Raw genomic sequence first — 24,844 nt, 5'->3', positions numbered from 1 at the left:
TCCTGGTTCCGGGACGGGTGGGGCGGGTCAGTGGTCCATCTTCAGCGCAGCCAGGAAGGCGCTCTGCGGGATTTCGACCTTGCCGAACTGGCGCATGCGCTTCTTGCCTTCCTTCTGCTTTTCCAGAAGCTTGCGCTTGCGCGAGATGTCGCCGCCATAGCATTTGGCGGTGACATCCTTGGACAGTGCGCCGATCGTCTCGCGCGCGATCACGCGGCTGCCGATGGCGGCCTGGATCGCGATCTTGAACAACTGGCGGGGGATCAGTTCCTTCAGCTTGGCGCAGATCGACCGGCCCCGGCTTTCGGCCGCCGAGCGGTGGGCGATGAAGGCCAGCGCGTCCACCGGTTCCTGGTTCACCAGGATCGAGATCCGGACCAGGTCGCTCTCCTCGTACCCGTCCATCTGGTAGTCGAAGCTGGCATAACCGCGCGAGACCGATTTCAGCCGGTCGTAGAAATCGAACACCACCTCGTTCAGCGGCAGGCGATAGACCGCCATCGCCCGGGTCCCGACATAGGTCAGGTCCTTCTGGATGCCGCGCCGTTCGGAGCACAGGGTCAGCACCGCGCCCAGATAGTCGTCCGGCACCATGATCGTCGCCGTGATCCACGGTTCCTCGATCTTTTCCACCACCGAGCCGTCGGGCATGTCGGCGGGGTTGTGCAGTTCCTCCATCCCGCCATTGGTGCGGTAGAGACGATAGACCACCGACGGCGCGGTCGCGATCAGGTCCAGGTTGAATTCGCGGCTGAGCCGTTCCTGGATGATTTCCAGGTGCAGCAGCCCCAGGAAGCCGCAGCGGAAGCCGAAGCCCAGCGCGGCCGAGGTCTCGGCCTCGTAATGGAACGAGGCGTCGTTCAGCCGCAGCTTCGACAGGCTGTCGCGCAGCTTTTCGAAATCGTCGGCGTCGATCGGGTACAGGCCGCACCACACCACCGGGATCGACGGCTTGAAGCCGGCCAGCGCGCGTTCGGCCGGGTGGCGGTCGTCGGTGATCGTGTCGCCGACATTGCAGTCGGCCACCGTCTTGATCGCCGCGTTGATATAGCCCATCTCGCCCGGGCCCAGATCGTCCACCGGGACCATGCGCGGCGCGAACACGCCCACCTGATCGACGTGATAGACCGCCCCGTTGGACATCATGCGGATGCGCGAGCCCTTGCGCAGGCGCCCTTCCTTGATGCGCACCAGGATGATCACGCCCAGGTACGGGTCGTACCAGCTATCGACCAGCAGCGCCTGCAGCGGCTTGCTCTCGTCACCGACCGGCGGCGGCAGGCGCGTCACCAGGGCTTCCAGCACGCCTTCGATGTTCAGGCCGGTCTTGGCCGAGATTTCGACCGCGTCGTCGGCCGGAATGCCGATCACTTCCTCGATCTGCGCCTTGACCCGCTCGGGCTCGGCGGCGGGCAGGTCCACCTTGTTCAGCACCGGCACGATCTCGTGGTTCGCGTCGATGGCCTGGTAGACGTTGGCCAGCGTCTGCGCCTCGACCCCCTGGGAGGCATCGACGACCAGCAGCGATCCCTCGCACGCCGCCAGCGACCGGCTGACCTCGTACGCGAAATCGACGTGGCCCGGCGTGTCCATCAGGTTCAGGACATAGGTCTTGCCGTCCTTGGCCGGGTAGGACAGGCGCACCGTCTGCGCCTTGATGGTGATGCCGCGCTCGCGCTCCAGCTCCATGTTGTCCAGGACCTGGTTCGTCATCTCGCGCGCCGTCAGCGCGCCGCAGGCCTGGATCAGCCGGTCGGCCAGCGTCGACTTGCCGTGGTCGATATGGGCGATGATCGAGAAATTGCGGATCAGCGAGAGCGGTGTGTCGGTCATGGGCGGAGACATAGGCCAAAAACCCGCGAAAGTCAGCGGGCATGATGCGAATTTCTACCCCCTGCCCTGCCCCCGTCCGGGGGTCGTTCAGGGTCCTGTCAGCTTCGTGTGCTAGATCGCCTGTCCGGCAGGGATGGCATCGGGCCGTCCGGATCGTGCGGACGGATGCATGGACAGCGCTTGCCAAGGCCACGACCACCCGGGACGCGGTGCCGCGCGCCGCGCCGCCGGCAGGCGGACCGTCATCGTGGCCGCCGCCCTGGCCGCCGCCATCGGGACGGCGCCGGCCGCGCGGGCGGGCGGGCTGTCCTTTCATGACGCGGTCACCGCCGCCTGGACGGCCGATCCGGTCCGGGTGGAACTGAGCACGAACCGCGAGTCCGCCGATGCGCGGGCCGATGCCGCGAAATCCTGGTTTCCCGGTGGCCCCGTCGTGTCGGCGCAGTATTTCGACGATCATTTCATCGGCAGCAATATCGGCTACACGACCTATCAGGGCACCGTGTCGGTCCCGCTGTGGCTGCCCGGGCAGGGCACCGCGACCACGCGGGTGGCGCAGGCCGAATCCGCCACCATCCAGGAGCGGCTGAATGTCGAGCACATGGCGGTGGCGGTGCGGGTGCTGGAGGCGACCGGCACGCTGGTGATCGCCCAGCGGCGCCATGCCCTGGCGCTGTCCATGCTGGGCATCATGCAGCGGATCGACGCCGCCGTGGGCCGGGCGGCGCGGGGCGGGGAATCCCCCCGGGCCGACCAGCAGGCCGCCGACGCCGAACTGGCCGCGTCCCGGACCGAAATCGGGCTGGCGCAGGAACAGGTCGATGCCGCCGAAGCGGCGCTGACAACCTTGCTGGGCCGCCCCGGCCTGCCCGATATCCTGTCCTATGACGCACGCTTCCTGGCCCGCACGCGCCTGGATACCCCCCAGTTGATCGAGGACAACGATCCGCGCGTGCGCGCCGCCCGCCGGGGCGTGATGGCGGCCGAGGAAGGGGTGCGGCTGGCCCGGGCGTCCTTCATGCCCAATCCCGAGATCGGCGTCGGCGCGATCCATGAAGGCCAGTACGGCAGCCCGTGGGACAACCGGGTGGGCGTCAACATTACCGTTCCGCTGCCCAGCGAGGCCCGCAGCGTGCCGATGATGGCCGACGCCCGGAACAAGCTGGCGGCGGCCAACAGCCAGGACGTGCAGGCGCGGCGCATGGTGCGGGTGGAACTGGCGCAGGTGCGCGCCCGGCTGGACGCCGCCGGCACGACCCTGAACAGCGCCCGGGCATCGGCCGGCGCGCTGAACCGGCGCGCCGATGAGATGGAACGGTCCTGGCAGGTAGGAGAAACGACCCTGATCGAGGCATTGCGCGCGCGGCAGGCCGCCTATAACGCCATCCTGTCCCTGAACGCGGCCGATGTCGGGTGGCACGCCGCCATCGTGCGGGCCGCGATTGCATCGGGCATGACACCATGAAATGGGCCTGCCCGCTGTTCCTGCTGCTGGCCGTCCTGTGTGGCCCGGCCCATGCGGACGCGCCCGGCGGCCTGTCCCCGGTGACGATGGGGGCGGAAGCCCAGCGTAACGAGGGGCTGGTGGTGGTGGCCGCCCGGGCCGGGACCCTGTCGCGCGTGCTGCCGGCGCTGGCCCGGGTGGTGCCGGACGAAAGCCGGGTGGTGCCGATCCAGCCCGTGGGATCGGGCAAGGTGCTGCGGGTCCATGTGATGGCGGGCCAGCATGTCGCCCGCGATGCCGTGCTGGTCGACTACCTGGATCATTCGCTGCATGTCGCGCGCCTGCAGGCGGTGCAGATGCGCGCGGCGCTGGATGCCGCCCTGGCCGCGCGCGACGAGGCCTATGTCGCCTGGCGCCGCGCGCGGGACCTGTCCGGCAGCACCGTATCGGAAGGCGAGACCCGCCGGCGCCTGGCGGTGTTGCAGGAGGCCCGGAACACCGTCCTGGCGCGGCAGGCCGATGTCGGCACCATGACCCATCGCTTCCACGAGGAATTCAACTCCGTCACCGAGCGCAGCGGCCAGGGCGAGGACGAGACATCGTCCCTGCTGGCGCCGGTCGAGGGCACGGTGCAATCGGTCGGCGTCGCGGTCGGGGGCGACATCAATGCGGGCCAGACCGCGGCCATGCTGGTCGATCTGTCCCGGGTCTGGATCGTGTCCGACGTGCCGCCGCAGGACGCGGCGCGGCTGGTGCAGGGTGGCGCGCAGACCACCATCCTGGGCACGCGGCGCCTGGCGTCGCGGATCGGCACGATCGACGGCATGGCGTCACCCGCGACCGGACTGGTGCGCGTGATCAGCGCCGTGCCCAACCCGGACGGCGCGCTGCGCCCCGGCATGATGCTGGAGGCCGAACTGGAAACCGACGACCGCGCCACGGGCATCGTCGTCCCGTCCGAGGCCGTGCAGCAGGTCGAGGGCCGCGACGTGGTGTTCGTCCGCGCCGGGACCGACAGCGCCGGGGCCACGATCTTCCGCCCCGTTCCGGTCACGGTGGGGCTGGAGAGCGGCGGCGGCACGGTCATCCTGTCGGGCCTGTCGGCGGGCCAGCCGGTCGCGGCCCAGGGCAGTTTCGCGCTGAAATCCATCCTGCTGCTGGCCGGCCTGGGCGGGGACTGACATGCACGCCGTCCTGACGTTTCTGCAGGCGAACCGCTTCGTCGTCCTGGAGGGTGCGCTGGCGATCATGCTGGCGGCCATCGCCGCGGTCATCGGCCTGCCGGTGGAATCGGTGCCCGACATTTCGCCCCGGCAGGTCCTGGTGTCGGTCACCGCCCCGGGCCTGGCAACCGAGGAAGTGGAGCGGCTGATCACCTTTCCCATCGAGACCAGCATGGCCGGCATTCCGGGCATGAACGACCTGCGTTCGGTTTCGCGTTCCGGCGTGTCGGTGGTCTACGTCCAGTTCGACGACGACACCGACATCGACCTGGACCGCACCCGCGTCAACGAACGCATCCAGCAGGCCCGGTCGCTGATCGCCGTGCCCGGCCTGTCGGTCAACATGGGGCCGCTGGCCACCGGCATGGGCGAGATCATGCAGATCGAAATCAGGGGGCAGGTCCGCAACGGGGGGGCGCGCCCGTCCCTGATGGACCTGAACCGGCTGATGACCTGGACCGTGGTGCCGCAACTGAAGCTGGTCCCCGGCGTGGTGGACGTGAACGTCAATGGCGGGGCCGAGGAGACCTATCAGGTCGCGCTGGACCAGGCGCGGCTGGTCGCCTACGGCGTGTCGGTCAGCGACGTCTATCGCGCCGTGGACGGCAACAACGCGGCATCGGGCGGCGGCTGGATCGAACACCACGCGGAACAGCAGATCGTCGTCGGGCGGGGGCTGGTGCGCGGCCTGGACGATTTCGCCGCCCTGCCGGTGCGGCTGAACCCGGACGGCACGGCCATCCGCCTGCGTGACGTGGGCGCGGTATCGATGGGCCCGCGCACCCGCCTGGGGGCGGTCACGCGCGACGGGGATGGCGAGATCGTCAACGGCGTGGTGCTGATGCGCATGGGCGCCAGTTCGGATGCGACCCTGGCCGCGATCCGCGCGGCGCTGCCGGGCATCCGGCGCACCCTGCCCGCCGGGGTCACGCTGGACCCGTATTACAGCCGGTCCGACCTGACCAACCGCACCATCGCCACGGTGCGCGAGAACCTGCTGATCGGCGCGGCGCTGGTGGTCCTGGTCCTGGTCGTGGTGATCGGGGACTGGCGGGCGTCGCTGGTCATTGCCTCGGTCATTCCCTTCGCGCTGGTCTGCGCCATGGCGGGCATGCGGCAGTTCGGCATATCGGCCAACCTGCTGAGCCTGGGCGCGATCGATTTCGGGATGATCGTGGACAGTTCGCTGGTGGTGGTCGAAAACCTGATGGCCCACCGCCAGAGGGGCGAGACGGAGGACCTGCGGACGTTGGTCGTGTCCTCGGTCATGCAGGTAATCCGGCCCGTGACCTTCGCCATCCTGGTCATCGTCATGGTCTATCTGCCGATCCTGACGTTGCAGGGAATCGAGGGCAAGATGTTCCGGCCGATGGCCCAGACCGTCATCATGGCGCTTCTGGCCTCGCTGGCGTACTGCGTGGTCTGCGTGCCGGTGATCGCGGCGCTGGCGCTGCGCCGGGCCCCCGCGCACGGCGACACGCGCCTGGTCGCGGCCCTGCGCCGCGGCTACGGCCCGATGGTGCTGTGGGGCGAGACCCATCCCGGCCGGCTGTTCGGCGCGACGGCCGCGATCTTCCTTGTCTCGGTCTTCCTGGCCACGCGGCTGGGCGGGGAGTTCATCCCCCAGCTTGGCGAAGGTGCGCTGGTCGTCACCAGCACGCGCCTGCCCAGTGCGTCGCTACCCACCGTGCTGCAGTCGGTGCGGAAGGAGGAGCAGATCCTGATGGGCTTCCCCGAGGTCGCCACCGTCGTCAGCAATACCGGCACCTCGGCGATTCCCACCGACCCGATGGGGGTGAACGAGACCGACAGCTTCGTGTTCCTGAAGGACCCGTCGCACTGGCGCACCGCCCACACGCAGGAGGGGCTGGTCACCGCCATCGACGCCACCCTGCGCGCGCAACTGCCCGACGCGCAGTTTTCCTGGAGCCAGCCGGTGCAGATGCGCATGGACGACCTGCTGTCCGGCGTGCGCAGCGAAATCGCGGTGTCGATCTACGGTCCCGACCTGGACATGCTGTCCCGTCTGGGCGACCAGGTGGCGGCGGTGCTGAAGGGCGTGCCCGGCGCCGCCGACGTGGCCCCGCAGGGCGACGGCACGCTGCCCTTCATCCATGTCGATGTCGACCGCGACCGCGCGGCGCGGCTGGGCGTGCCGATGGCCGACATCCTGGACACGGTCGAGGCCGTGGGCGGGCATATCGGCCGCCCCGTCATCGTCGAGAACGCGGTGATGAACACCCAGGTCCGCTTCGACCCCGCCCAGGCGGCGTCACGCGGGCAGATCGCGCGCCTGCGCGTGCGCCGCGCCGACGGCAGGGGAACGGTACTGCTGTCGCAGGTGGCGACGATTTCCGTCGTGGACGGACCGCCGCGCATCAGCCGCGACCGGATCCAGCGCCGGCTGATCGTGCAGGCCAACGTGCGCGGGCGGGACCTGAGTTCCTACGTCGCGGCGGCGCAGGCGGCGGTGGCGGCGAAGATCCACCTGCCCCCCGGTTATCGCCTGACGTGGGAAGGGCAGTTCCGCAACCTGCAATCCGCCATGGCGCGGCTGGATATCGTGGTGCCGATCGCGCTGGCGCTGATCTTCGCGCTGCTGGTGGTGGCCCTGGGGTCGGTGCGGGCGGCAATGCTGGTGTTCGTCAACCTGCCGATGGCGGCCACGGGGGGAATCATCGCCTTGACGGTGCGCGGCCTGCCGTTCAGCATTTCGGCCGGGATCGGCTTCATCGCCCTGTTCGGCGTCGCGATCCTGAACGGCGTGGTGCTGGTCAGCGCCATCCAGCATCTGCGCCGCACGGGAATGGACGTGGCCCGCGCGGCGTTCGAAGCGGCGGAAGAGCGGTTCCGGCCGGTGATCGCCACCGCGCTGGTGGCCAGCCTGGGCTTCTTTCCCATGGCGTTTTCCACCAGTGCCGGGGCCGAGGTCGAACGGCCGCTGGCCACCGTGGTGATCGGGGGACTGGTATCGTCCACGTTGCTGACTTTGCTGGTGCTGCCGTCGCTTTATGCGCGCGTCATGCGGGAGCGGAATGACCGGTGCGAATCCTGATCATCGAGGACGAAGCCCCGCTGGGATCGGCCGTGCAGGAACGGCTGCGCCGGGCCGGGCATGCCGCCGACTGGTTCACCACGCTGGGCGATGCCCGTGCCGCCCTGGCCGCCGCATCCTATGACGTCCTGCTGCTGGATCTGGGCCTGCCCGACGGCAGCGGCCGCGACCTGCTACGCGAGATCCGCCGAAATGGTCATGGGGGAAACGGCCTGGGGGGGAACGGGTCCGCGATGGCGATCCTGATCACCACCGCGCAGGACCAGATCAGCGACCGCATCGCCGGCCTGTCGGACGGGGCGGACGATTATATCGTCAAACCCTACGATTTCGACGAATTGCTGGCGCGGCTGGATGCCGTGTCGCGCCGCTATGTCGCGCTGGTCGATAATCGCCTGGCGCTGGGCGAGGTCGAGATCGACCTGTCCCGCCGCCGCCTGTCCCGCCTGGGCGCGGAAGTGGACCTGACGGCGCGCGAATGGGCGGTGATCGAACTGCTGGCCCGCCGCGCCGGCGCGATCTGCTCGCGCGAGCAGATCGAGGACGCGCTCTACGGCCTGGGCGAGGAAATCGAGAGCAACGCGATCGAGGTCTTCATCAGCCGCGTGCGCAAGAAGGTCGGGGCCGGGCTGATCCGGACGGTGCGCGGACGTGGCTATCGCCTGGCGCGCGAGGACGGCGCGTGACGCGCCCCGCCGGGGGACGCCCCACCGGAGGACGATGGAGCCTGGCCACCCGCATCATGGCCGGGGTGCTGGTGGTCGTTCTGGGCTGCCTGATGCTGCTGAGCGTGCTGGTCGCCGGCTTCACGCGCTACGAGGTCACGGAACGGCTGGACAATTCCCTTCAGGAAGTGGCCGAGCGGCTGGAATTCGTCATTGCCGCCGTGGCCCCCCGCCCGCATGGCGGCACAGCCGGCGACGTGGCCCTGCTGCCCCAGGTCGGGCCGCGCACCCTGGCCTACCAGATCGCGGCCGCGGACGGGCATCTGGTGCTGCGGTCGCAGAACGCGCCGGCTTCGGTGTTCGTGCCGTCGCTGCGGCCCGGTTTCTATGACCGGCCGCGCTTTCGCGTCTATGTCGTGAAATCGTCGGATGGCGGGCATACCATCCTGGTGGGCGAGCCGACCTTCCACCGGCGCGAGGCCGTGCGGCGGGCGACGCTGATTTCGGTCCTGCCGATGGTGGTGTTCCTGCCCTGCGTGTGGCTGCTGGTGCGCTGGGTGGTGCGTCGCGCCCTGCGCCCGCTGACCGACCTGCAGGCCGAAATCCGCGTGCGCGGCGGCGGCAACCTGGCGCCCATTCCAGCGCTTGACCTGCCCGGCGAACTGTCGGCCATCCATGCGGCGGTCAATTCGCTGCTGGACCGGCTGAAGAAGGCGCTGTCGTCGGAACGCGCGTTCGCGGCCAACGCGGCGCACGAACTGCGCAACCCGATCGGCGCCCTGCTGGGGCAGGCGCAGATGCTGCGCGAGCAGTTGCACGAACCCGAGGCCCCCGCCCGCGCCGCCGCCATGATCGCGCAGATCCGCCGGCTGGGCCGGATGACGGAAAAGCTGCTGCAGCTCTCGCGCGCCTCGTCGGGCGCGGCGATGGCCGACGACCGGTTCGACCTTGTCGCGGTGTTGCAGATCCTGGCCGAGGAATTCCAGGACATGCCCCCCGCCTTTCGCGAGGTCATCGTGACCTGCGACGGGATAGAGGCGCTGTTCGTGCGCGGCGACATGGACGCGGCGGGCATCCTGTTCCGCAACCTGATCGAAAACGCCGCCCATCACGGCACGCCCGGCACCCCCATCACCGTCATGCTGACCCGTGGGGGCGTGGTCGAGATTATCAACGACTGCGCGCCCCTGCCGCCCGATATCCTGGGGCACCTGACGGAACCGTTCGTGCGCGGCGGCAGCGGGGCGGACGGCAGCGGGCTGGGCCTGGCCATCGTGGCCAGCATCGCGGGCCAGATGGGCGCGCGGCTGGACATTGCATCACCCGTTCCGGGGGAATTTCGGGTGCGTGTGGCGGTGAAGGACGTGGCCTCTTTTTCTGAAGAAGAAGAAGCCACTTGCTGACCTCCGGACGCCTTATCCGGCCTGCGGCGACAGACGCCCCGCACGGGACAGCAGAACCAGCACCACACCAAGCAGGCTGATTCCCAGTCCCGCAGCCGAAACCATCGGATATCCGAACCCCAGGGACAGAACCGTTCCGCCCAAGGCCGCCCCCAGGGCATTGCCCAGATTGAACGCGCCGATATTGACCGACGACGCCAGGCCCGGCGCATCGTGCGCCGCCTGCATGGTCCGCATCTGCAAGGCCGGCATCAGGGAAAAACTGGCGGTCCCCCATAGCAGCACCCCGATCAGCGCACCGGCTGGCGTCTGGGCCGCGAAGGGAAAGACCAGCATGATCACGCCGAGGATCGGGAAGCACGTCAGCAATGTCCCGGCCAGCGACCGGTCCGCCGCACGGCCGCCGATGACGTTTCCGATGCTGAAGCCGACGCCGATCAGCATCAGCGCCAGGGTCGTCAGGACCGGCCCCGCCCGGGTGATATGCTCCAGCATCGGCACGATATAGGTGTAGAGTTCGAACATCGCCCCGGCGCCAATCACCGTGACGCCCAGTGCCATCAACACATTCGGGCGCATGATGGCCTTCATCTCGGCCGCTGCGTCCGGCCTGGGGCCGGCCTCGGCCAATGGAAGGGCGAGGGACAGGGCCGCCACCGCGATCGCCCCCAGCACCGAAATGGCGGCGAACGCGCTGCGCCAGCCCAACGTATCGCCCAGCCACGTCGCCGCCGGCACGCCGAAGATATTGGCGACGGTCAGCCCCATGAACATGCTGGCCACCGCACTGGCCCGGCGATTGGCCGCGACCAGGCTTGCCGCCTCCACGGCCCCCAACCCGAAGAACGCCCCGTGCGCCATGCTGGTCAGGATCCGCGACAACAGCAACTGCGCATAGTCGGCACTGGCCGCCGACGTCAGATTTCCGATTACATACAGGATCATCAGCCCGATCAGCGCATATTTGCGCGGATAGCGCGCCAGCAGCAGGGTGACGAAAGGCGCGCCCCCCATCACGCCGAAGGCATAGGCACTGATCAGGCTGCCTGCCTTGGGCACGCTGACATGGACCCCGTCAGCCAGGACGGGCAGCAACCCCATGGGTGTAAACTCGGTCACCCCGATCGCGAATGCCCCGCACGCCAGGGACAACAGTGCAGGACCGGACGAATATTCGGCTTTCGACAAAACGACCTCTTCTCCTTGTTCGGATTCATTTGGAGGCCAGGCAGTCCGCGGGCCCTGTGCCGGGCAGTGATCGCTGACTGAACCGCCCCGGGATTGGCGGAGACCTGTCTGATCAATTACGCGGCCCTGGGGATCTGGTCCATGGACTCGCAACATCGCTACTCTGCCTCGGCTGGCGTGATGGCCGCCCATCGTGGCGGATGATCGGCCGCGTGGTTCAGAACCAGGCCCTGATTCCGAAGACAAAAGTCAGGTCATGCACGCGCTGCCCCCGCGTGCGGGCCATGCTGGCGGCCTGGTCGAACGTGCTGTGGTACGTCACGCCCAGATAGGGCGCGAATTTGCGGTGCCATTCGTAGCGCAACCGCAGCCCGGTATCGATGTCGGACAGGCCGCGCCCGGCGCCGCGGGCCCGGTCGTTGGTGGAATAGACATTCATTTCGACCTGCGGCTGCAGGATCAGGCGGTTGGTCAGCAGCAGGTCGTACGACCCTTGCAGGCGGCCCGCCGCACCCCGGTCGCTGAAATAGGACGTGGCTTCCAGATTGAAGAAATAGAGGGCGAGCCCTTCCACGCCCACCGCGCCCCAGGCACGCGTCGGGCCGTTGTCGATATCCAGGCGCACCCCGGTCTGGACGTCGAAATAGCGCGAGATGGCGCGATCGTACAGGGCCTCGTGGTCGCCATCGCCGAATTGTCCGTTCGTGCCGACCGTGCCTTCGGATTTCAGCCACAGCTTGTCGTAGTCGGTGCCGTACCAGGCCTGCCCGTCGTATCGGAACTGGCCGCCATCGGCGCCGTACCGGGCTTCGAACTGATCCAGCAGCGCGTGCATGTAGGTCATGTGGTCCATGACCGGGGGGATGCCGTTGACATAGGCGACCGGCGCCCCCTGCCCCGTGCCGGCCGCCGGCGCCATCGGCATGGCCTGCGCCCGGACCTGGCCGGGCAGCGCGCCCGCCGCCAGCAGGGCGACGGCGATACCGAGGATGGGCCGCCGGGTCACGACACCACCACCGTGCGGAACATGCCGACTGCCATATGGTAGAGCAGATGGCAGTGATAGGCCCATAATCCGGGTTCGTCGGCCGTGACCAGATAGCTCAGCCGCTCGCCCGGCTTGACGGTAATCGTGTGCTTGTAGGGGCGGCGGTCCCCCTGCCCGTTTTCCAGCTCGCTCCACAACCCGTGCAGGTGGATCGGGTGTTCCATCATCGTGTCGTTGATCAGGACGAAGCGGACCCGCTCCCCCCGCGCGAGCCGGATCGGCGCGGCTTCCGAGAACTTCCTGCCGTCGAAGCCCCAGATGAAGCGTTCCATGTTGCCGGTCAGGTGCAGGGTGATCTCGCGCGACGGCGGGCGGGGATCGATGCCGGGGACGGTCGCCCGCAGATCGGCATAGGTCAGGACGCGGCGGCCGTTATGGTCCAGCCCGTCCCCCGGTTCCGCCAGCCGGTCCATGGGCATGGCGGCGACATTCTGCACCTCGACCCCCGGCTTCAGCTTCGGCGCGGGCGGCGCCTGATGTGGCGCGGCCGGGGGTTCCATCTCCTTGGGGTCCATGTCCATTCCGGACATTCCGGACATGTCCATACCGTCCATGGCGGGCGCGTTGCCGGTTTTCGCGGGCGGGGCCATGCCGCCCATGCCCATGTCCGCCATGGTGCGCAGCGGGCGGGGGTCCATGGGCGGCACGGGGCCGGCGAGGCCCGGGGCGGTGGCCAGCGTGCCGCGCGCGTAGCCCGTGCGATCCTCGGCCTGCGCGAAGATCGTATAGGGGCCGGCGGCGGCGGGGGTCACGATCACGTCGTAGGTTTCGGCGGGCCCGATGCGGAATTCGTCCACCGTCACCGGTTCCACGTCGTTCCCGTCGGCCTGCACGACGGTCATCGCCAGTCCGGGAATCCGCACGTCGAACAGGGTCATCGACGCGGCATTGATGATGCGCAGACGGATGCGTTCGCCGGGGCGGAACAGGCCGGTCCAGTTGGCGCGGGGGGACTGCCCGTTGACCAGGTAGGTGTAGACGATGCCCGACACGTCCAGGATGTCGGTCGGCGCCATGTTCATGCCCCCCCAGGCCAGGCGGTCCCGCACCGCGGCGCCCAGCCCCTGGCGGTGCGCGTCGCGGAAGAAGGTGCCGACCGTGCGCTGGCGGAAATTGTAATAGTCGCTCTGGAATTTCAGGTTGGAGACGATGTCCGCCGGGTCCACGTCGGTCCAGTCCGACAGCACCAGCACATAATCGCGGTCGCACCGCCGGGTGTCGCCGCTGCCCGGGTCGATGACGATGGCGCCGTACAGGCCGGTCTGCTCCTGGAAGCCGGAATGGCTGTGGTACCAGTAGGTGCCGCTCTGCCGTACGGGGAAACGGTAGGTGAAGCTTTCGCCCGGCGCGATGCCACCGAAGCTGAGGCCCGGGACACCGTCCATGCCGGCCGGCAGCCGAATACCGTGCCAGTGGATCGAACTGGGTTCGTGCAGCCGGTTGGTGACGGTCAGTTCGACCGTATCGCCCTGTCGCCAGCGCAGGATCGGCGCCGGGGTCGATCCGTTGACGCCGACCGCGCGGACGCGCGCGCCCGTGACGTTGACCGGGACGTGACCGATCGCAAGGTCGAAACGGGTGCCGGGCCGGGGGGCGGGGATGCCGGAAGGCGGCGCGAACGCCCGCGCACCGGCGCCGGTCGCGGCCGCCGCACCCCACACGCCGGCCCCGACCACGAAGCGGCGGCGCGTCATCGCGCCCCGCCCCGTCGAGGATGGAAAAATCATGGCTCTGTCATCCGCCAAAGAAGAAAGACGGGCCCGGCCGCACGCATACGGCCGAATCCCGAAACGGTCAGACCTGGGGTCAGGCCATCCGTCTGGGCGGGGGCAAGGCGGGGGCGGACAGGACGCCCGAAACGCGTTCGGCGGGCGGAACGGCGAACGCCGCCGCCACCCGGCGCGGCACCGACGCCCCCACCGCCGGGGGCACCAGCCATGTGGCGACACAATCCCCCTGAAGACAGCATGCACCACCCGGATGGTGACGGGAGGCATGGCCGGGATGGACGCCATGACAGCAGTGCGATGCCATGACGGCCATGTCCGGCATGGCGTGCGCGCCCGTCTCGGCACGCCCGGGCGCGGTGAATGACAGCATCAGCCCGACCTGCAGCAGCAGGCAGGCCAGCAACCGTCCCCATTGCGTCATGCTGATCCTGTACACGCCGATCCCGTTGGTCCTGCGACACCTGTTTCCGATCGCGACCATCCACGGAATGACCCCGATCGTCCACCCTTTTATGGCGCCCGCCCCGTCATCACGAATCCCGGAGTGCGATTGCCCGGACGTCGCCGCGCACGCATCTACGAGGCCTGCCCCGCGAGGGATTCACCGAAGAGATTCACCGAAGAGATTCAGGGGCGCCTATTCAACGGGGGTTGTCATGCACGTCAGGGATATCATGACCTCGCCGGCCGTCTGCGTCGAATCGACGCGCTCCCTCGCCGACGCCATCGGGCTGATGCTGACGAACAGGGTCAACGCCCTGCCGGTCGTGACCGAGAACGGGCTTCTGGTCGGCGTCGTGACCGAGCGACCTGATCCGCGGAACGAGCTGGAGACGCGGTCCGGCCATGGGCGGCTGGCGGACCTGTTCCGGTCGTCCGGACGACAGGCGTCGGAATACGTGCACAGTCACGGCCGCAAGGTGTTCGACATCATGTCGGACCAGCCGGTGTCGGTGGAGCCGGGGACCGTATTGCGTGACGCGGTCGAGGTCCTGCTGCTGCGCAATATCAGGCACCTGCCGGTGGTGGAAAACAACAGGGTCGTGGGCATGGTGTCGCGCACCGATGTGCTGCGGGCGCTGCTGCCCCTGATCGCGGACAAGACGGCGCCGTCCGACGACCAGACCATCAGGGCATCCATCCTGAAGGAATACCAGGATGAACTGCGTCTGGGGGTGCGGAACATCATCAGCGTGGAGGTCCATGACGGAAAGGTGGAACTGAACGGCACCGTCACGGACGAACGGATGCACGCCGCGGCCCGCGTGGCGGCGGAAAACGTTCGCGGTGTCGTGTCGGTGGCCGATCATATCACCTGCGTGGAGCCGTTCGAAGGGGTGACGATTCCTCCGCCTCCGTTATAGGCCTTCTTCTTTTTCCTTCCCGAAGAACAGGGAAACCCGTCCCCGATGAGGCGTATGAAAAGATGACCCGAAATATCCTGATCGTCATCGCCGACGGCGAACATGCCCGCTTCGTACGGCCGGCCGAAAATCATGCGCTGCACACCGTGGACGCATTCGATTCCACCATGGCGCACCTGCAGAATTCGGATCTGGGCGACGATGCCCCGGGGGCGAGCTTCCATAGCGGGTCCAGCGTGCATCACGCCCTGAATCCGCGCCATGACCGGCACCATGTGGAAATGGAAAAATTCTCGCGCCTGGTGGCGAACCATATCAACGAACAGTACCGGGGGTGCGACGGCATGGTGGTCTTCGCGCCGTCGCATACCCTCGCGTCCATTCTCGGCCACCTGGCGCCGGGAATCCGGGACCGCGTCGTCGGCACGGACCACAAGGACCTGGTCAAGGTTCCCGACAGCGCGCTGATGCCGCATATGGCGCCTTTCCGGCTGAAGCTGGGACTGTAGCCGTCAGGGACGACCGGTTTCGAATTCCGGGACCGCCACGCAGACGGGCGCGGGCATGATCCATCGATAAGAAAGCCAGTCAGAATCTGTGGAAAGACAGTCACGTTCCCGCGCCGGCGATTGAAGCGCCGTCCCGCATCCCCAGATCCAGGCGGGGTCTGCCGAAGGAGAGGGATCATGCAAGCGAATCTGCAACCGGTTCCGGCGGCGGCGATGGACCTGGTCGCCCGTCACGGGGACGACGCCCTGGTTATCGCCCGCCGCTACCGGGACGACGCGCAGGACGACGACGACGAGGTTCTGGTGGCCTATTGGAACGCGATTCTGGAAACGTCCCAATATCTGCTGGAGGAAAGCCCCGACCGGCATTCCTGAACCGGCATTCCCGATCGGGGGCGCTTCGTCAGCCGGTGCCGGAGGTCGGATGACGAAGCGGGTTGCTGGGGTGGTCGGACCATGTCAGCGTGCCCTCCGCCGGCTGCGGCACCATGGTGATGCAGTCGTCGACGGGGCAGACATGGGCGCAGAGATTGCACCCGACGCAGGCCTCGTCGATCACCGCGTAATGACGCCGGCCCTCCACGCGCGTCCTGGCGATGGCCTGATGCGACGTGTCCTCGCACGCGATATGGCACAGGCCGCACTGGATGCAGGATTCCTGGTCGATCTTCGCGATCGTCCGGAAATTCAGGTTCAACTGGTTCCAGTTGACGAAATTCGGCACCGCGCGCCCGATGACGTCGGACAGCGCGGCGAAGCCCTTCTGGTCCATCCAGTTCGACAGGCCGTCGATCATGTCTTCGACAATGCGAAATCCGTGATGCATCGCCGCCGTGCAGACCTGCACGTTGGTTGCCCCCATCACCAGGAATTCGGCGGCGTCGCGCCACGTTGAAATGCCGCCGATGCCCGAGATGGGCAGGCCCGACATGTCCGGGCTGCGCGCGATTTCCCCCACCATGCGCAGCGCGATCGGCTTGACCGCCGGCCCGCAATAGCCGCCATGCGTCCCCAGCCCGTCCACCACGGGCATCGGCGCCATGGCGTCCAGGTCGACGGCGACGACCGACTGGATGGTGTTGATCAGCGACACCGCGTCCGCCCCGCCGCGCAGGGCCGCGCGCGCGGGCACCAGGATGTTGGTGATATTGGGCGTCAGTTTCACGATGGTCGGCATGCGAGTGTTCTGCTTCACCCAGCGCGTGACCATTTCGACATAGTCGGGCACCTGCCCCACGGCGGACCCCATGTTGCGTTCCGACATGCCGTGCGGGCAGCCGAAATTCAGTTCGATCCCGTCGGCACCGGTGTCCTCGACCAGCGGCAGGATGCGCCGCCAGCTTTCCTCGACGCACGGCACCATCAGGCTGACGACGATGGCGCGGTCGGGATAATCGCGCTTCACCGACTTGATCTCGGCCAGGTTGACGGCCAGCGGACGGTCGCTGATCAGTTCGATATTGTTCAGCCCGACCAGACGGTTACCGTTATAATTGAAGGCGCCGTAGCGGCTGCTGACATTGACCACCGGCGGGTCCTCGCCCAACGTCTTCCACACCACGCCGCCCCAGCCGGCCTCCAGCCCCCGGCGGACATTGTATTCCTTGTCGGTCGGAGGCGCCGAGGCCAGCCAGAACGGGTTGGGCGAGCGGATGCCCGCCAGCGTGCTGCGCAGGTCGGCCATGTCTCAGATCCCCGTCGCGCTGGCCAGGTCGGCATGAATGGTTTCGGCGGCGTCCCGCCCGTCACGGACGGCGGCGACCGTCAGATCCTCGCCCTTCGTGCAGTCGCCCCCGGCATAGACCCCCGCGCGCGAGGTGCGGCCGTGGGCGTCCACCCGGATCCGCCCGTCCTCGACCGCCAGCGCGCCGTCCAGCGGGTCCGGCGGGAAAAGCTGGCCCACGGCCTTCAGGACCATGTCGGCGGCCAGGGTGAATTCGCCCCGGTCGTGGTCCGGCGTGTCCTGGACGAACGTGATCGCGGTGACGGCGCCGTCCACGCCGTGAAACCGCGCGGGCGCGGCCCGGCAGCGGATGGAAACGCCGTTCGTCTGCGCCCATTCCCGTTCGACATCTGTCGCCGACATCTGCGCGACACCGCGACGATAGACCAGCGTGACCTCTTCCGCGCCCAGGCGCCTGGCCTGCACGGCGGCATCGACGGCGGTATTCCCGCCACCGATCACCACCACCCGGCGCCCGACCGGCACGTCGTCCTTGCCGGAAGACGCGCGCAGGGTTTCGATGAAATCCACCGCGTTCAGCACGCCGCCGAGCTGTTCGCCCGCGATTCCCAGCGCACGCACCCCCGCCAGCCCGATGCCGAGGAAGATGGCGTCATACGCCGCCCCCAGCGACGCCAGGGTAAAATCGCGCCCCAGCGCGCGGCCTGTCTCGATGGTGATTCCGCCGATGGCGATCAGGAAGTCGATTTCCCGCTGCGCGAAATCGTCGGGCAGCTTGTAGGCCGCGATGCCGTATTCGTTCAGGCCGCCCGCCCGGGGCCGGGCATCGAACACCGTGACGTCGTTTCCATGCAGGGCCAGGCGGTGCGCGCAGGCCAGTCCGGCCGGCCCCGCCCCCACCACGGCGATGCGCCGGCCTGTCGCGGCCGCGCGGACGAAGGGCTGCCTTCCCTGGCGCATCTGCCAGTCGGTCGCGTGGCGCTGCAAGGCACCGATGGAAAGGGGCTTCTGGTCCAGCGTATTGCGCACGCATGCCTGTTCGCACAGGATTTCGGTGGGGCAGACCCGCGCGCAGGACCCGCCGAGAATGTTCGATTCCAGGATGGTGCGGGCCGACCCGGCGAGGTTGCCCGTCGCGATCTTCCTGATGAAGCCGGGAATGTCGATGCCGGTCGGGCAGGCCTCGATACAGGGCGCGTCATAGCACGCGTAGCACCGCTCCGCCTCGATGACCGCCTGCCGGTCGCCCAGCGGCGGGTGCGCGTCGGCGAAATTGCGGGCCAGCACGTCCGGTGAAAGGCGGTTTGCGGCGATGTCCGGGGCCATGACGAGAACTCTCCACCATACGGGACGACAGTCTTGGGTCTTTTTCGAAAAAAAGAACCAAAAAACTTCGATCCGGTCCGCCCCGTGGCGGTCAGCAGGTCGATTGCAGCACCGCGCGGAACCGCTCCGCCATCAGGCTGGACTGGGCGTTGCGTTTCGTAAGGAAGTGGAACCGCGTGGCCAGCGCCAGGCCGCCGAACGGCAGGTGCCGGAACTGGCCGCGTGCGACGAACGGGTCCGCGAAGAGTTCCGGCAGGAAGCCGATGAACTGGCCCGTCAGGATCAGCAGGGCGCGCGCGTCGATATTTTCCGCCGACGCGGAAAAGGACAGGTGCGCGCGCAGGTCCGCCCAGCCGGGCCCGGTGGCGGAATCGGACACCGCGATCAGCCGCTGGGCGGCCAGCAGGTCCGGGGTCAGGTCCGCGTCCGCGCAGGCGAACAGCGCATGCTTGCGGCTGCAATAGAGGCGCAGCCGTTCCTCGAACAGCGGGGTCGCCATGAGGGCGGACTGAGCGTGCGGGCGCAGCGTAATTCCGGCGGTCGCCCGCCCGTCGAGCACGGCGTATTCGATTTCATCCGACGATGCGGACCGCAGGTCGATGACGACGTCGGGATGCTGGGCCGTGAAGAGTTCCAGCGCGCGGACGATCCCGGTTTCGCCATAGACGAACATGGCGTCGGTCACATACAGCGTCATGCGGCCCGACAGGATGCCGCTGGCGGAATTGACCCGGTCGCGGAACCGTTCGATATCGCGCAGCAGGTCCTCGGTCGCATCCAGCACCTGCTCGCCTTCCGGCGTCAGGGAAAACCCGCCCCGCCCGCGTGTGCACAGGGTGGTCCTGAGACGGCTTTCCAGCGCCGCGATATCGATGCTGATGGATGATTTGCTCTTGCCCAGCGCCAGTTCCGCGGCCGCGAAGCCGCCCTTGCGCGCCACGGTGCGAAAGACGCGCAGCAGGCGCAGGTCCACTTCGGCAAGCTGGCCGTTGAAGCCCGGCGGGCGACGGTTCCTGTTCATCGGTGGTCATTATGGGGCAAAATGGGCGCCAAGCCCATCCAGCAGGGGCCGCAACGTCGCATCGTCGGGCCGCCAGCGGCCGACGGCGCTGCGATAGATCGGTTTCCTGACCTGTTCCATGCTCGACGTCTTCACCGGCCGCCGGGTCTCGTGGAACCGCAGGCAGGCATCGTCCCAGGGCAGGCCGCAATAGGCGACGATCCGGCGCGCGCTGCCTTCAAGGTCGGCGACCACGTCCTCGTAGCGCACATCCAGCATCGCCCCGGCCGGCAGGACCTGCCGCCAGTGGTCCATCATGTCCCGATAGCACCGATAGCGGCGGCCAAGCTCCCCCAGGTCGAAGGAAAAATCCTGTGCCGCGAACGGAATCGAAAAGCACGACAGGCAGGTATCGATCGGGTCGCGGACTGTGTGGATGATCGACGCATGGGGCCAGAGCTGGCGAATCAGTCCGATAAAGAAATAATTGCCCAATGTCTTGTTCGTAACACGCGCCGTCGCCCCCGCCCCGTCCGGGACCAGCGCGTCCAGCCGCCGCAGATAGTCCTCGGCGACCGACAGGCGCTCGGCCTCCGTCAGGGCGGCCAGCGGCGCGATCGTCCGCCATGCGGGGAAGCGTTCCATGGCGTCCTTGAACGTATCGGCCAGCGTGGTGACTTCGCCCGCGCCGTGGACATCGGGATGGCTGGCCAGGATCTGTTCGACCAGCGTCGATCCCGATCGCGGCATGCCGACGATGAAGATGGGGCGGGCCGAAGGGTGCCCCGTCCGGGCCAGGTCCGCGATCGCCCCGGCCGAGAATTCCTCGCGCGTCCGGCGCAGCGCCGCGACCATCCTGTTCTCGTCATAGACGATCTCGCGTCGCCGCAGGGCGTTTCCCTTCAGGAAATGATCGAACGATTCCCGATGCCGGCCGATATCGGACAGCGCCTTGCCGAGGGCGAAATGAATGTCGATCCTTTCGCCGTCGGTCAGCGCGGCCTCGTTTCCGGCACGCTCCTGCAGGGCGGTCAGGATGGGATCGTCGGCGGTCAGTTTCTCGATCCGGGTCAGGGCCAGGTAAACCGCCAGGCGGTCGGGCGCCAGGGCGATCGCGCGGCGAAAACACGCGGCGGCGGCGGCGATCTGTCCGATGACCTGCAACGACACGCCCAGGCCGGCATGGACCGACGCCGCATCGGGCTGCAATGCGCGGGCCTGCTCCAGATACCGGATCGCTTCGGGATAGCGTTCGTTTTTCTGGAGCACTCCCCCATCACGAGCAGGACGGTATAATTGGTCGGGTCCCGGTCACGACCGACTGGTATGCAGGCATCGCGTTATCGATGCGGCCGACTCCGGCCATGGCGCCGGCGCGGTGCAGCCGGGCCGCGACGCGGTCGGGGGCATGGGTCGATGCCGCCTGGAAGTGCGCGGCCGCCTCCTCGCACCGTCCGATGGTCCGAAGTGCCCCGCCCAGCCTGATGAGGGTTTCGACGTCCGCCGGATCGGCCGCCAGGGCCGTGCGATAGTCCGCGATGGCGGCCAGTTGGGTGTCGAGCGTCAGGAGCGCGCGAAACTGCGCGATGGCGCCCGCGCGGTCGCCGCCGGCCACCAGGGCATTGCCCAGGTTGGTGCGCGCGCCCTGATGGTCCGGCCGGATGGCGACCGCCCTGCGAAAGCAGGCGATCGCGTCTTCGGCCTGTCCGGCATCGCGCAACGCCATGCCGAGAACGTTGTATCCTTCGGCATTCGCCGGCATCCGCGCCAGGGCGCGCCGCAACAGCGGTATGGCGCTTTCGAATTTTCCCTGCCGGGCGTGGATCGTTCCCAGAAGACAGGACGCGCCGGGGTGATCGGGCTCCTGATCCAGGATGTCTTCGCATTGGCGGACGATGGCGTCGATCTGCCCGCCTTCTTCCACCGCCGGAGGGAAAGGCGGCGCCACGGCCGAGCGTGGGTCTGTATGGGGCATCCTGGGCACCTGGCCGATCTGGACATTGCGTTACCGACAACAAACGAATGTACGCCGCCTGGGGGCGCGGGCGCACACGCCTTCCTTATAAAGATACGTACTGTAACCGAAGATTTCCAAGAGTGGCACATTGCCACAATCGTCCGGAATCGAGTCGCGGGAAATAGGGTTTCAGCCTTGCTGCATTGACATAAATTAAAAACATTATTAATAAAAAATTCATATACCTCAATCGACAAAAAATTTTGTCCAGGAAAGTGAAGAAAATGTTCGGATTTCGGCACCGCGACCGGACGGACGCACGGGCGACGCTGGCGGCGCTCGACCGTTCCCTCGCGATCATCGAGTTCGACCCCACGGGAAAGATCCTGACGGCCAACGCGAATTTCTGCACGGCAATGGGCTACCGGCTGGACGAGATCCAGGGCCGGTCCCACAGCATGTTCGTCGATCCCGACGAGGCCCGAAGCCCCGAATACACGGCATTCTGGGCCAGGCTGGCCCGTGGCGAGTTCGAGGCACGGGACTATATGCGTATCGGCAAGGGCGGCGAGGAGATCTGGGTTCAGGCGTCCTACAACCCGGTGCGCAACTGGCGCGGCGCGGTGACCAGGATCGTGAAGGTGGCGACGGTCATCACCGACGAAACGCTTCGGAATGCCGATTTCGCGGGCAAGATCGAAGCGATTTCCCGCTCCCAGGCCGTGATCGAATTCACGCCGGACGGGCACGTCCTGACCGCCAACGACAATTTCCTCAACGCCCTGGACTACCGGCTGGACGAAATCCAGGGCCGTCATCACCGCATGTTGGTCGAGCCGGAATTCGCACGTTCCGGTGCCTATGACGCATTCTGGAAAAAGCTGCGGAACGGCGAATTCGTCGCCGCCGAATTCAGGCGGATCGGCAAGCATGGCAAGGTGGTCTGGATCCAGGCCTCGTACAATCCGATTTTCGACCGGAAGGGACGGGTCATCAAGGTCGTGAAGTTCGCGACCGACGTCACCAGCCGCGTGAACGCCGTGGACGGGATCGTCGGCGCGCTGGAGGAACTGGCCTGCAACAACCTCGCCTACCGGCTCGAAGGCCCGATCGATTCCGCTTACGAGAAGGTGCGGGACGATTTCAACGCGGCCCTGGACATGCTGGAAGAGACGATGGTGGCCATTGCCGCCTCGGCCGGCGGCGTGGGCAACGGCGCGCACGAAATCGCCTCGGCCTCGGGCGACCTGTCGCGCCGGACTGAAACGCAGGCCGCCAGCCTGGAAGAAACCGCCGCCGCCCTGAACGAGATCACGGCCACGGTGACCCGTAGCGCCCAGGGCGCGCAAGAGGCGTCAACGGCCGCCTCGGCGGCGCGCGGCGATGCCGGGAAGTCCGGCAAGGTCGTGCGGGAAACGGTTTCCGCCATGGGCGAAATCCGGGATTCGTCGCGCGAGATCACGCAGATCGTCAGCGTGATCGACCAGATCGCCTTCCAGACCAACCTGCTGGCGCTCAATGCCGGGGTCGAGGCCGCACGTGCCGGGGACGCCGGCCGCGGTTTCGCCGTGGTGGCGTCCGAGGTCCGCGCCCTGGCCCAGCAATCGGCGCAGGCGGCGCGCGAGATCAGGGCCCTGATCGACAGGTCCGGCGCCCATGTCGAGCGCGGCGTGAAACTGGTGGGCGAAACCGGGGACGCCCTGGCCGCGATCGTGGCCAGGGTGGCCCAGATCGACACGCTGGTATCGGACATCGCGGCGTCGTCCCAGCAGCAGGCCATGGGGCTGGCCCAGGTCAATGTCGCGGTCACCCAACTGGACCAGATGACCCAGCAGAACGCCGCCATGGTCGAGGAAACGACCGCCGCCACGGCCAGCCTGAACCAGGAATCCCGGGAACTGACGCGGCTGATCGGCCGGTTCCAGACCCGGGGTGGAGAACCGCGCCCGCGGGCCCTGCCGCAATCCGCCCGGCCGCAGGCGCCCACACAGGTCGCCTATCGGCGGCTGTCCGCGTAAACTCTCACGGATGATCAGCCTTTTCGACCTTTTCAGGATCGGCATCGGCCCGTCCTCGTCCCACACGGTCGGGCCGATGCGCGCGGCCCGGCGCTTCGCCACGCACCTGCCCCCCGCGATGCCCGTCGCGCGGCTGCGCGTCACGCTCTATGGCTCGCTGGCCTGGACCGCCAGCGGTCACGCCACCGACAAGGCCGTCATCCTGGGCCTGGCGGGCGAGACGCCCGAGGGCATTGACCCCGACGCCGCCGGAGACATCGTCCGCCGGATCGGCGCCGCGCGCACGGTCCTGCTGCATGGGCGCGCCGTCGCCTTCGATCCCGCCCGCGACATCGTGCTGGACCGCGACACGATCCCGCCCGTCCACCCCAACACGCTGCAGTTCCAGGCCCTGGCCGCCGACGGCACGCCGCTGGAAACCGGGCGATTCTGTTCGGTCGGCGGCGGCTTCATCGTGCCGGAAGACGCCACGAAGCATGCGGGCTATGCCCAGCCGGCCATGCCGCTGGACTTCGCCAGCGGCGTGGAACTGCTGGACCGCACGCGCCAGAGCGGCCTGGGCATCGCGGGCGTCGTCCTGGCCAACGAGACCGCGCTGCGCCCGCCCGCCGAAATCACGGCGTACCTGGACCGGATCATCGACACCATGATGACCTGCGTCGAACGCGGTCTGGTCCAGCGCGGCACGCTGCCCGGGCGGATCAAGGTCCCGCGCCGCGCGGCGGCGCTGCACGAACGGCTGCTGGAGCGCACGCGCCTCAACCAGCGGCCACCGCACGAGGCGATGGACTGGATCAGCCTGTTCGCCATCGCGGTGAACGAGGAAAACGCTGCCGGCGGCCGCGTCGTGACCGCGCCCACCAACGGCGCGGCCGGGGTCATCCCCGCCGTGCTGCGCTATTACCGCGATTTCTGCCCCGGGGCCTCACGCGCCGGGATGCACGATTTCCTGCTGACGGCGGCGGCGGTCGGCGGCCTGTTCAAGCTCAACGCCTCGATCTCGGGGGCCGAGGTCGGGTGCCAGGGCGAGGTCGGGGTGGCGTCCTCGATGGCGGCGGCGGGCCTGGCGGCGGCACTGGGCGCGACCCCGCTGCAGATCGAGAACGCCGCCGAGATCGGCATGGAACACCATCTGGGCATGACGTGCGACCCGGTCGCCGGCCTGGTTCAGATCCCGTGCATCGAGCGCAACGCCTTCGGCGCGGTGAAGGCGGTCAATGCCGCCTCGCTGGCCATGCATGGCGACGGGGCGCACCAGGTCTCGCTGGACCAGGTGATCCGCACCATGGCGGAAACGGGGCGGGACATGAACCATCGCTACAAGGAAACCGCGCTGGGCGGCCTGGCGGTCAATTTCCCGGAATGCTGACCGCGCGGATAGGTCGCGGCCCGCTTCA

20 protein-coding genes are annotated in these 24,844 nt (G+C 68.0%); 10 read left to right on the top strand and 10 right to left on the bottom strand.

Going from position 1 to position 24,844, the window contains the following annotated elements; all coding sequences use genetic code 11:
• Positions 1–27 precede the first annotated feature (27 nt).
• A complete protein-coding gene (gene lepA / locus GDI_RS07205; protein ID WP_012224887.1) occupies positions 28–1,833 on the bottom strand; it encodes a translation elongation factor 4 in 1,806 nt (601 codons plus the stop codon).
• 169 nt (positions 1,834–2,002) lie between these two features.
• Between lepA and GDI_RS07200 the strand changes: the two genes are divergently transcribed.
• The 5 genes from GDI_RS07200 to GDI_RS07180 are packed head-to-tail and all read left to right on the top strand — an operon-like array spanning position 2,003 to position 9,623.
• The gene (locus GDI_RS07200; protein WP_012554199.1) at positions 2,003–3,298 is read left to right on the top strand and encodes a TolC family protein; all 1,296 of its coding nucleotides are present in this window, start codon (positions 2,003–2,005) and stop codon (positions 3,296–3,298) included.
• The gene (locus GDI_RS07195; RefSeq protein WP_012224885.1) at positions 3,295–4,458 is read left to right on the top strand and encodes an efflux RND transporter periplasmic adaptor subunit; all 1,164 of its coding nucleotides are present in this window, start codon (positions 3,295–3,297) and stop codon (positions 4,456–4,458) included. The genes GDI_RS07200 and GDI_RS07195 overlap by 4 nt, the downstream gene beginning before the upstream one ends.
• A gap of 1 nt (position 4,459) precedes the next feature.
• Complete coding sequence (locus GDI_RS07190) at positions 4,460–7,555, top strand: efflux RND transporter permease subunit (RefSeq protein WP_012224882.1); 3,096 nt, start codon at positions 4,460–4,462, stop codon at positions 7,553–7,555.
• Complete coding sequence (locus GDI_RS07185; protein WP_012224879.1) at positions 7,543–8,241, top strand: winged helix-turn-helix domain-containing protein; 699 nt, start codon at positions 7,543–7,545, stop codon at positions 8,239–8,241. Before GDI_RS07190 ends, GDI_RS07185 begins: the two co-directional genes overlap by 13 nt.
• Positions 8,238–9,623, top strand: a complete 1,386-nt coding sequence (locus GDI_RS07180) for a sensor histidine kinase (protein ID WP_012224875.1) — start codon at positions 8,238–8,240, stop codon at positions 9,621–9,623. Before GDI_RS07185 ends, GDI_RS07180 begins: the two co-directional genes overlap by 4 nt.
• Before the next feature lie 12 nt (positions 9,624–9,635).
• On the opposite strand, the gene GDI_RS07175 is transcribed toward GDI_RS07180, so the two are convergent.
• The 4 genes from GDI_RS07175 to GDI_RS07160 form a co-directional block, all read right to left on the bottom strand.
• The gene (locus GDI_RS07175; RefSeq protein ID WP_012224872.1) at positions 9,636–10,811 is read right to left on the bottom strand and encodes an MFS transporter; all 1,176 of its coding nucleotides are present in this window, start codon (positions 10,809–10,811) and stop codon (positions 9,636–9,638) included.
• A 217-nt stretch (positions 10,812–11,028) separates the two neighbouring features.
• Complete coding sequence (locus tag GDI_RS07170; RefSeq protein WP_012224870.1) at positions 11,029–11,817, bottom strand: copper resistance protein B; 789 nt, start codon at positions 11,815–11,817, stop codon at positions 11,029–11,031.
• A complete protein-coding gene (locus GDI_RS07165) occupies positions 11,814–13,586 on the bottom strand; it encodes a copper resistance system multicopper oxidase (RefSeq protein WP_012224868.1) in 1,773 nt (590 codons plus the stop codon). Before GDI_RS07165 ends, GDI_RS07170 begins: the two co-directional genes overlap by 4 nt.
• A 79-nt stretch (positions 13,587–13,665) precedes the next feature.
• A complete protein-coding gene (locus tag GDI_RS07160; protein ID WP_231854243.1) occupies positions 13,666–14,025 on the bottom strand; it encodes a hypothetical protein in 360 nt (119 codons plus the stop codon).
• 238 nt (positions 14,026–14,263) lie between these two features.
• On the opposite strand from GDI_RS07160, the gene GDI_RS07155 reads away from it, so the two are divergent.
• The 3 genes from GDI_RS07155 (at position 14,264) to GDI_RS07145 (ending at position 15,837) form a co-directional block, all read left to right on the top strand.
• A complete protein-coding gene (locus GDI_RS07155) occupies positions 14,264–14,953 on the top strand; it encodes a CBS domain-containing protein (RefSeq protein WP_231854242.1) in 690 nt (229 codons plus the stop codon).
• 62 nt (positions 14,954–15,015) lie between these two features.
• On the top strand, positions 15,016–15,462 hold the full coding sequence (locus GDI_RS07150; RefSeq protein WP_012224863.1) for a host attachment protein: 447 nt from the start codon (positions 15,016–15,018) through the stop codon (positions 15,460–15,462).
• Between the two features lie 177 nt (positions 15,463–15,639).
• Positions 15,640–15,837 carry a hypothetical protein gene (locus tag GDI_RS07145; protein ID WP_012554194.1) on the top strand — a complete coding sequence of 66 codons (198 nt, stop codon included), beginning with the start codon at positions 15,640–15,642 and terminating at the stop codon, positions 15,835–15,837.
• A gap of 28 nt (positions 15,838–15,865) precedes the next feature.
• Here GDI_RS07145 and preA read toward each other — a convergent pair whose 3' ends face one another.
• From preA to GDI_RS07120, 5 genes are all read right to left on the bottom strand, one after another.
• A complete protein-coding gene (preA, locus tag GDI_RS07140; protein WP_012224859.1) occupies positions 15,866–17,146 on the bottom strand; it encodes an NAD-dependent dihydropyrimidine dehydrogenase subunit PreA in 1,281 nt (426 codons plus the stop codon).
• A gap of 3 nt (positions 17,147–17,149) precedes the next feature.
• Positions 17,150–18,472, bottom strand: a complete 1,323-nt coding sequence (locus tag GDI_RS07135; protein ID WP_012224857.1) for an NAD(P)-dependent oxidoreductase — start codon at positions 18,470–18,472, stop codon at positions 17,150–17,152.
• A 91-nt stretch (positions 18,473–18,563) separates the two neighbouring features.
• Positions 18,564–19,493: a LysR family transcriptional regulator gene (locus tag GDI_RS07130; RefSeq protein WP_012224853.1), complete on the bottom strand. Its 930-nt coding sequence runs from the start codon at positions 19,491–19,493 to the stop codon at positions 18,564–18,566.
• A gap of 9 nt (positions 19,494–19,502) precedes the next feature.
• Complete coding sequence (locus GDI_RS07125) at positions 19,503–20,741, bottom strand: sulfotransferase family protein (RefSeq protein ID WP_012224852.1); 1,239 nt, start codon at positions 20,739–20,741, stop codon at positions 19,503–19,505.
• 7 nt (positions 20,742–20,748) lie between these two features.
• Positions 20,749–21,447, bottom strand: a complete 699-nt coding sequence (locus GDI_RS07120; RefSeq protein WP_012224848.1) for a tetratricopeptide repeat protein — start codon at positions 21,445–21,447, stop codon at positions 20,749–20,751.
• Positions 21,448–21,713: 266 nt separating this feature from the next.
• On the opposite strand from GDI_RS07120, the gene GDI_RS07115 reads away from it, so the two are divergent.
• Both GDI_RS07115 and GDI_RS07110 read left to right on the top strand, forming a co-directional pair.
• Entirely contained in the window at positions 21,714–23,447 is a 1,734-nt protein-coding gene (locus tag GDI_RS07115) for a methyl-accepting chemotaxis protein (RefSeq protein ID WP_012554190.1), read from the top strand.
• 10 nt (positions 23,448–23,457) lie between these two features.
• Entirely contained in the window at positions 23,458–24,816 is a 1,359-nt protein-coding gene (locus GDI_RS07110; RefSeq protein WP_012224846.1) for an L-serine ammonia-lyase, read from the top strand.
• The last annotated feature ends 28 nt before the right edge of the window (positions 24,817–24,844 follow it).

The organism is Gluconacetobacter diazotrophicus PA1 5, assembly GCF_000067045.1.
Classification (GTDB): Bacteria; Pseudomonadota; Alphaproteobacteria; order Acetobacterales; family Acetobacteraceae; genus Gluconacetobacter; species Gluconacetobacter diazotrophicus.
The sequence above is the reverse complement of the archived record's forward strand: the minus strand, read 5'-3'. Positions and strand labels throughout refer to the sequence as shown.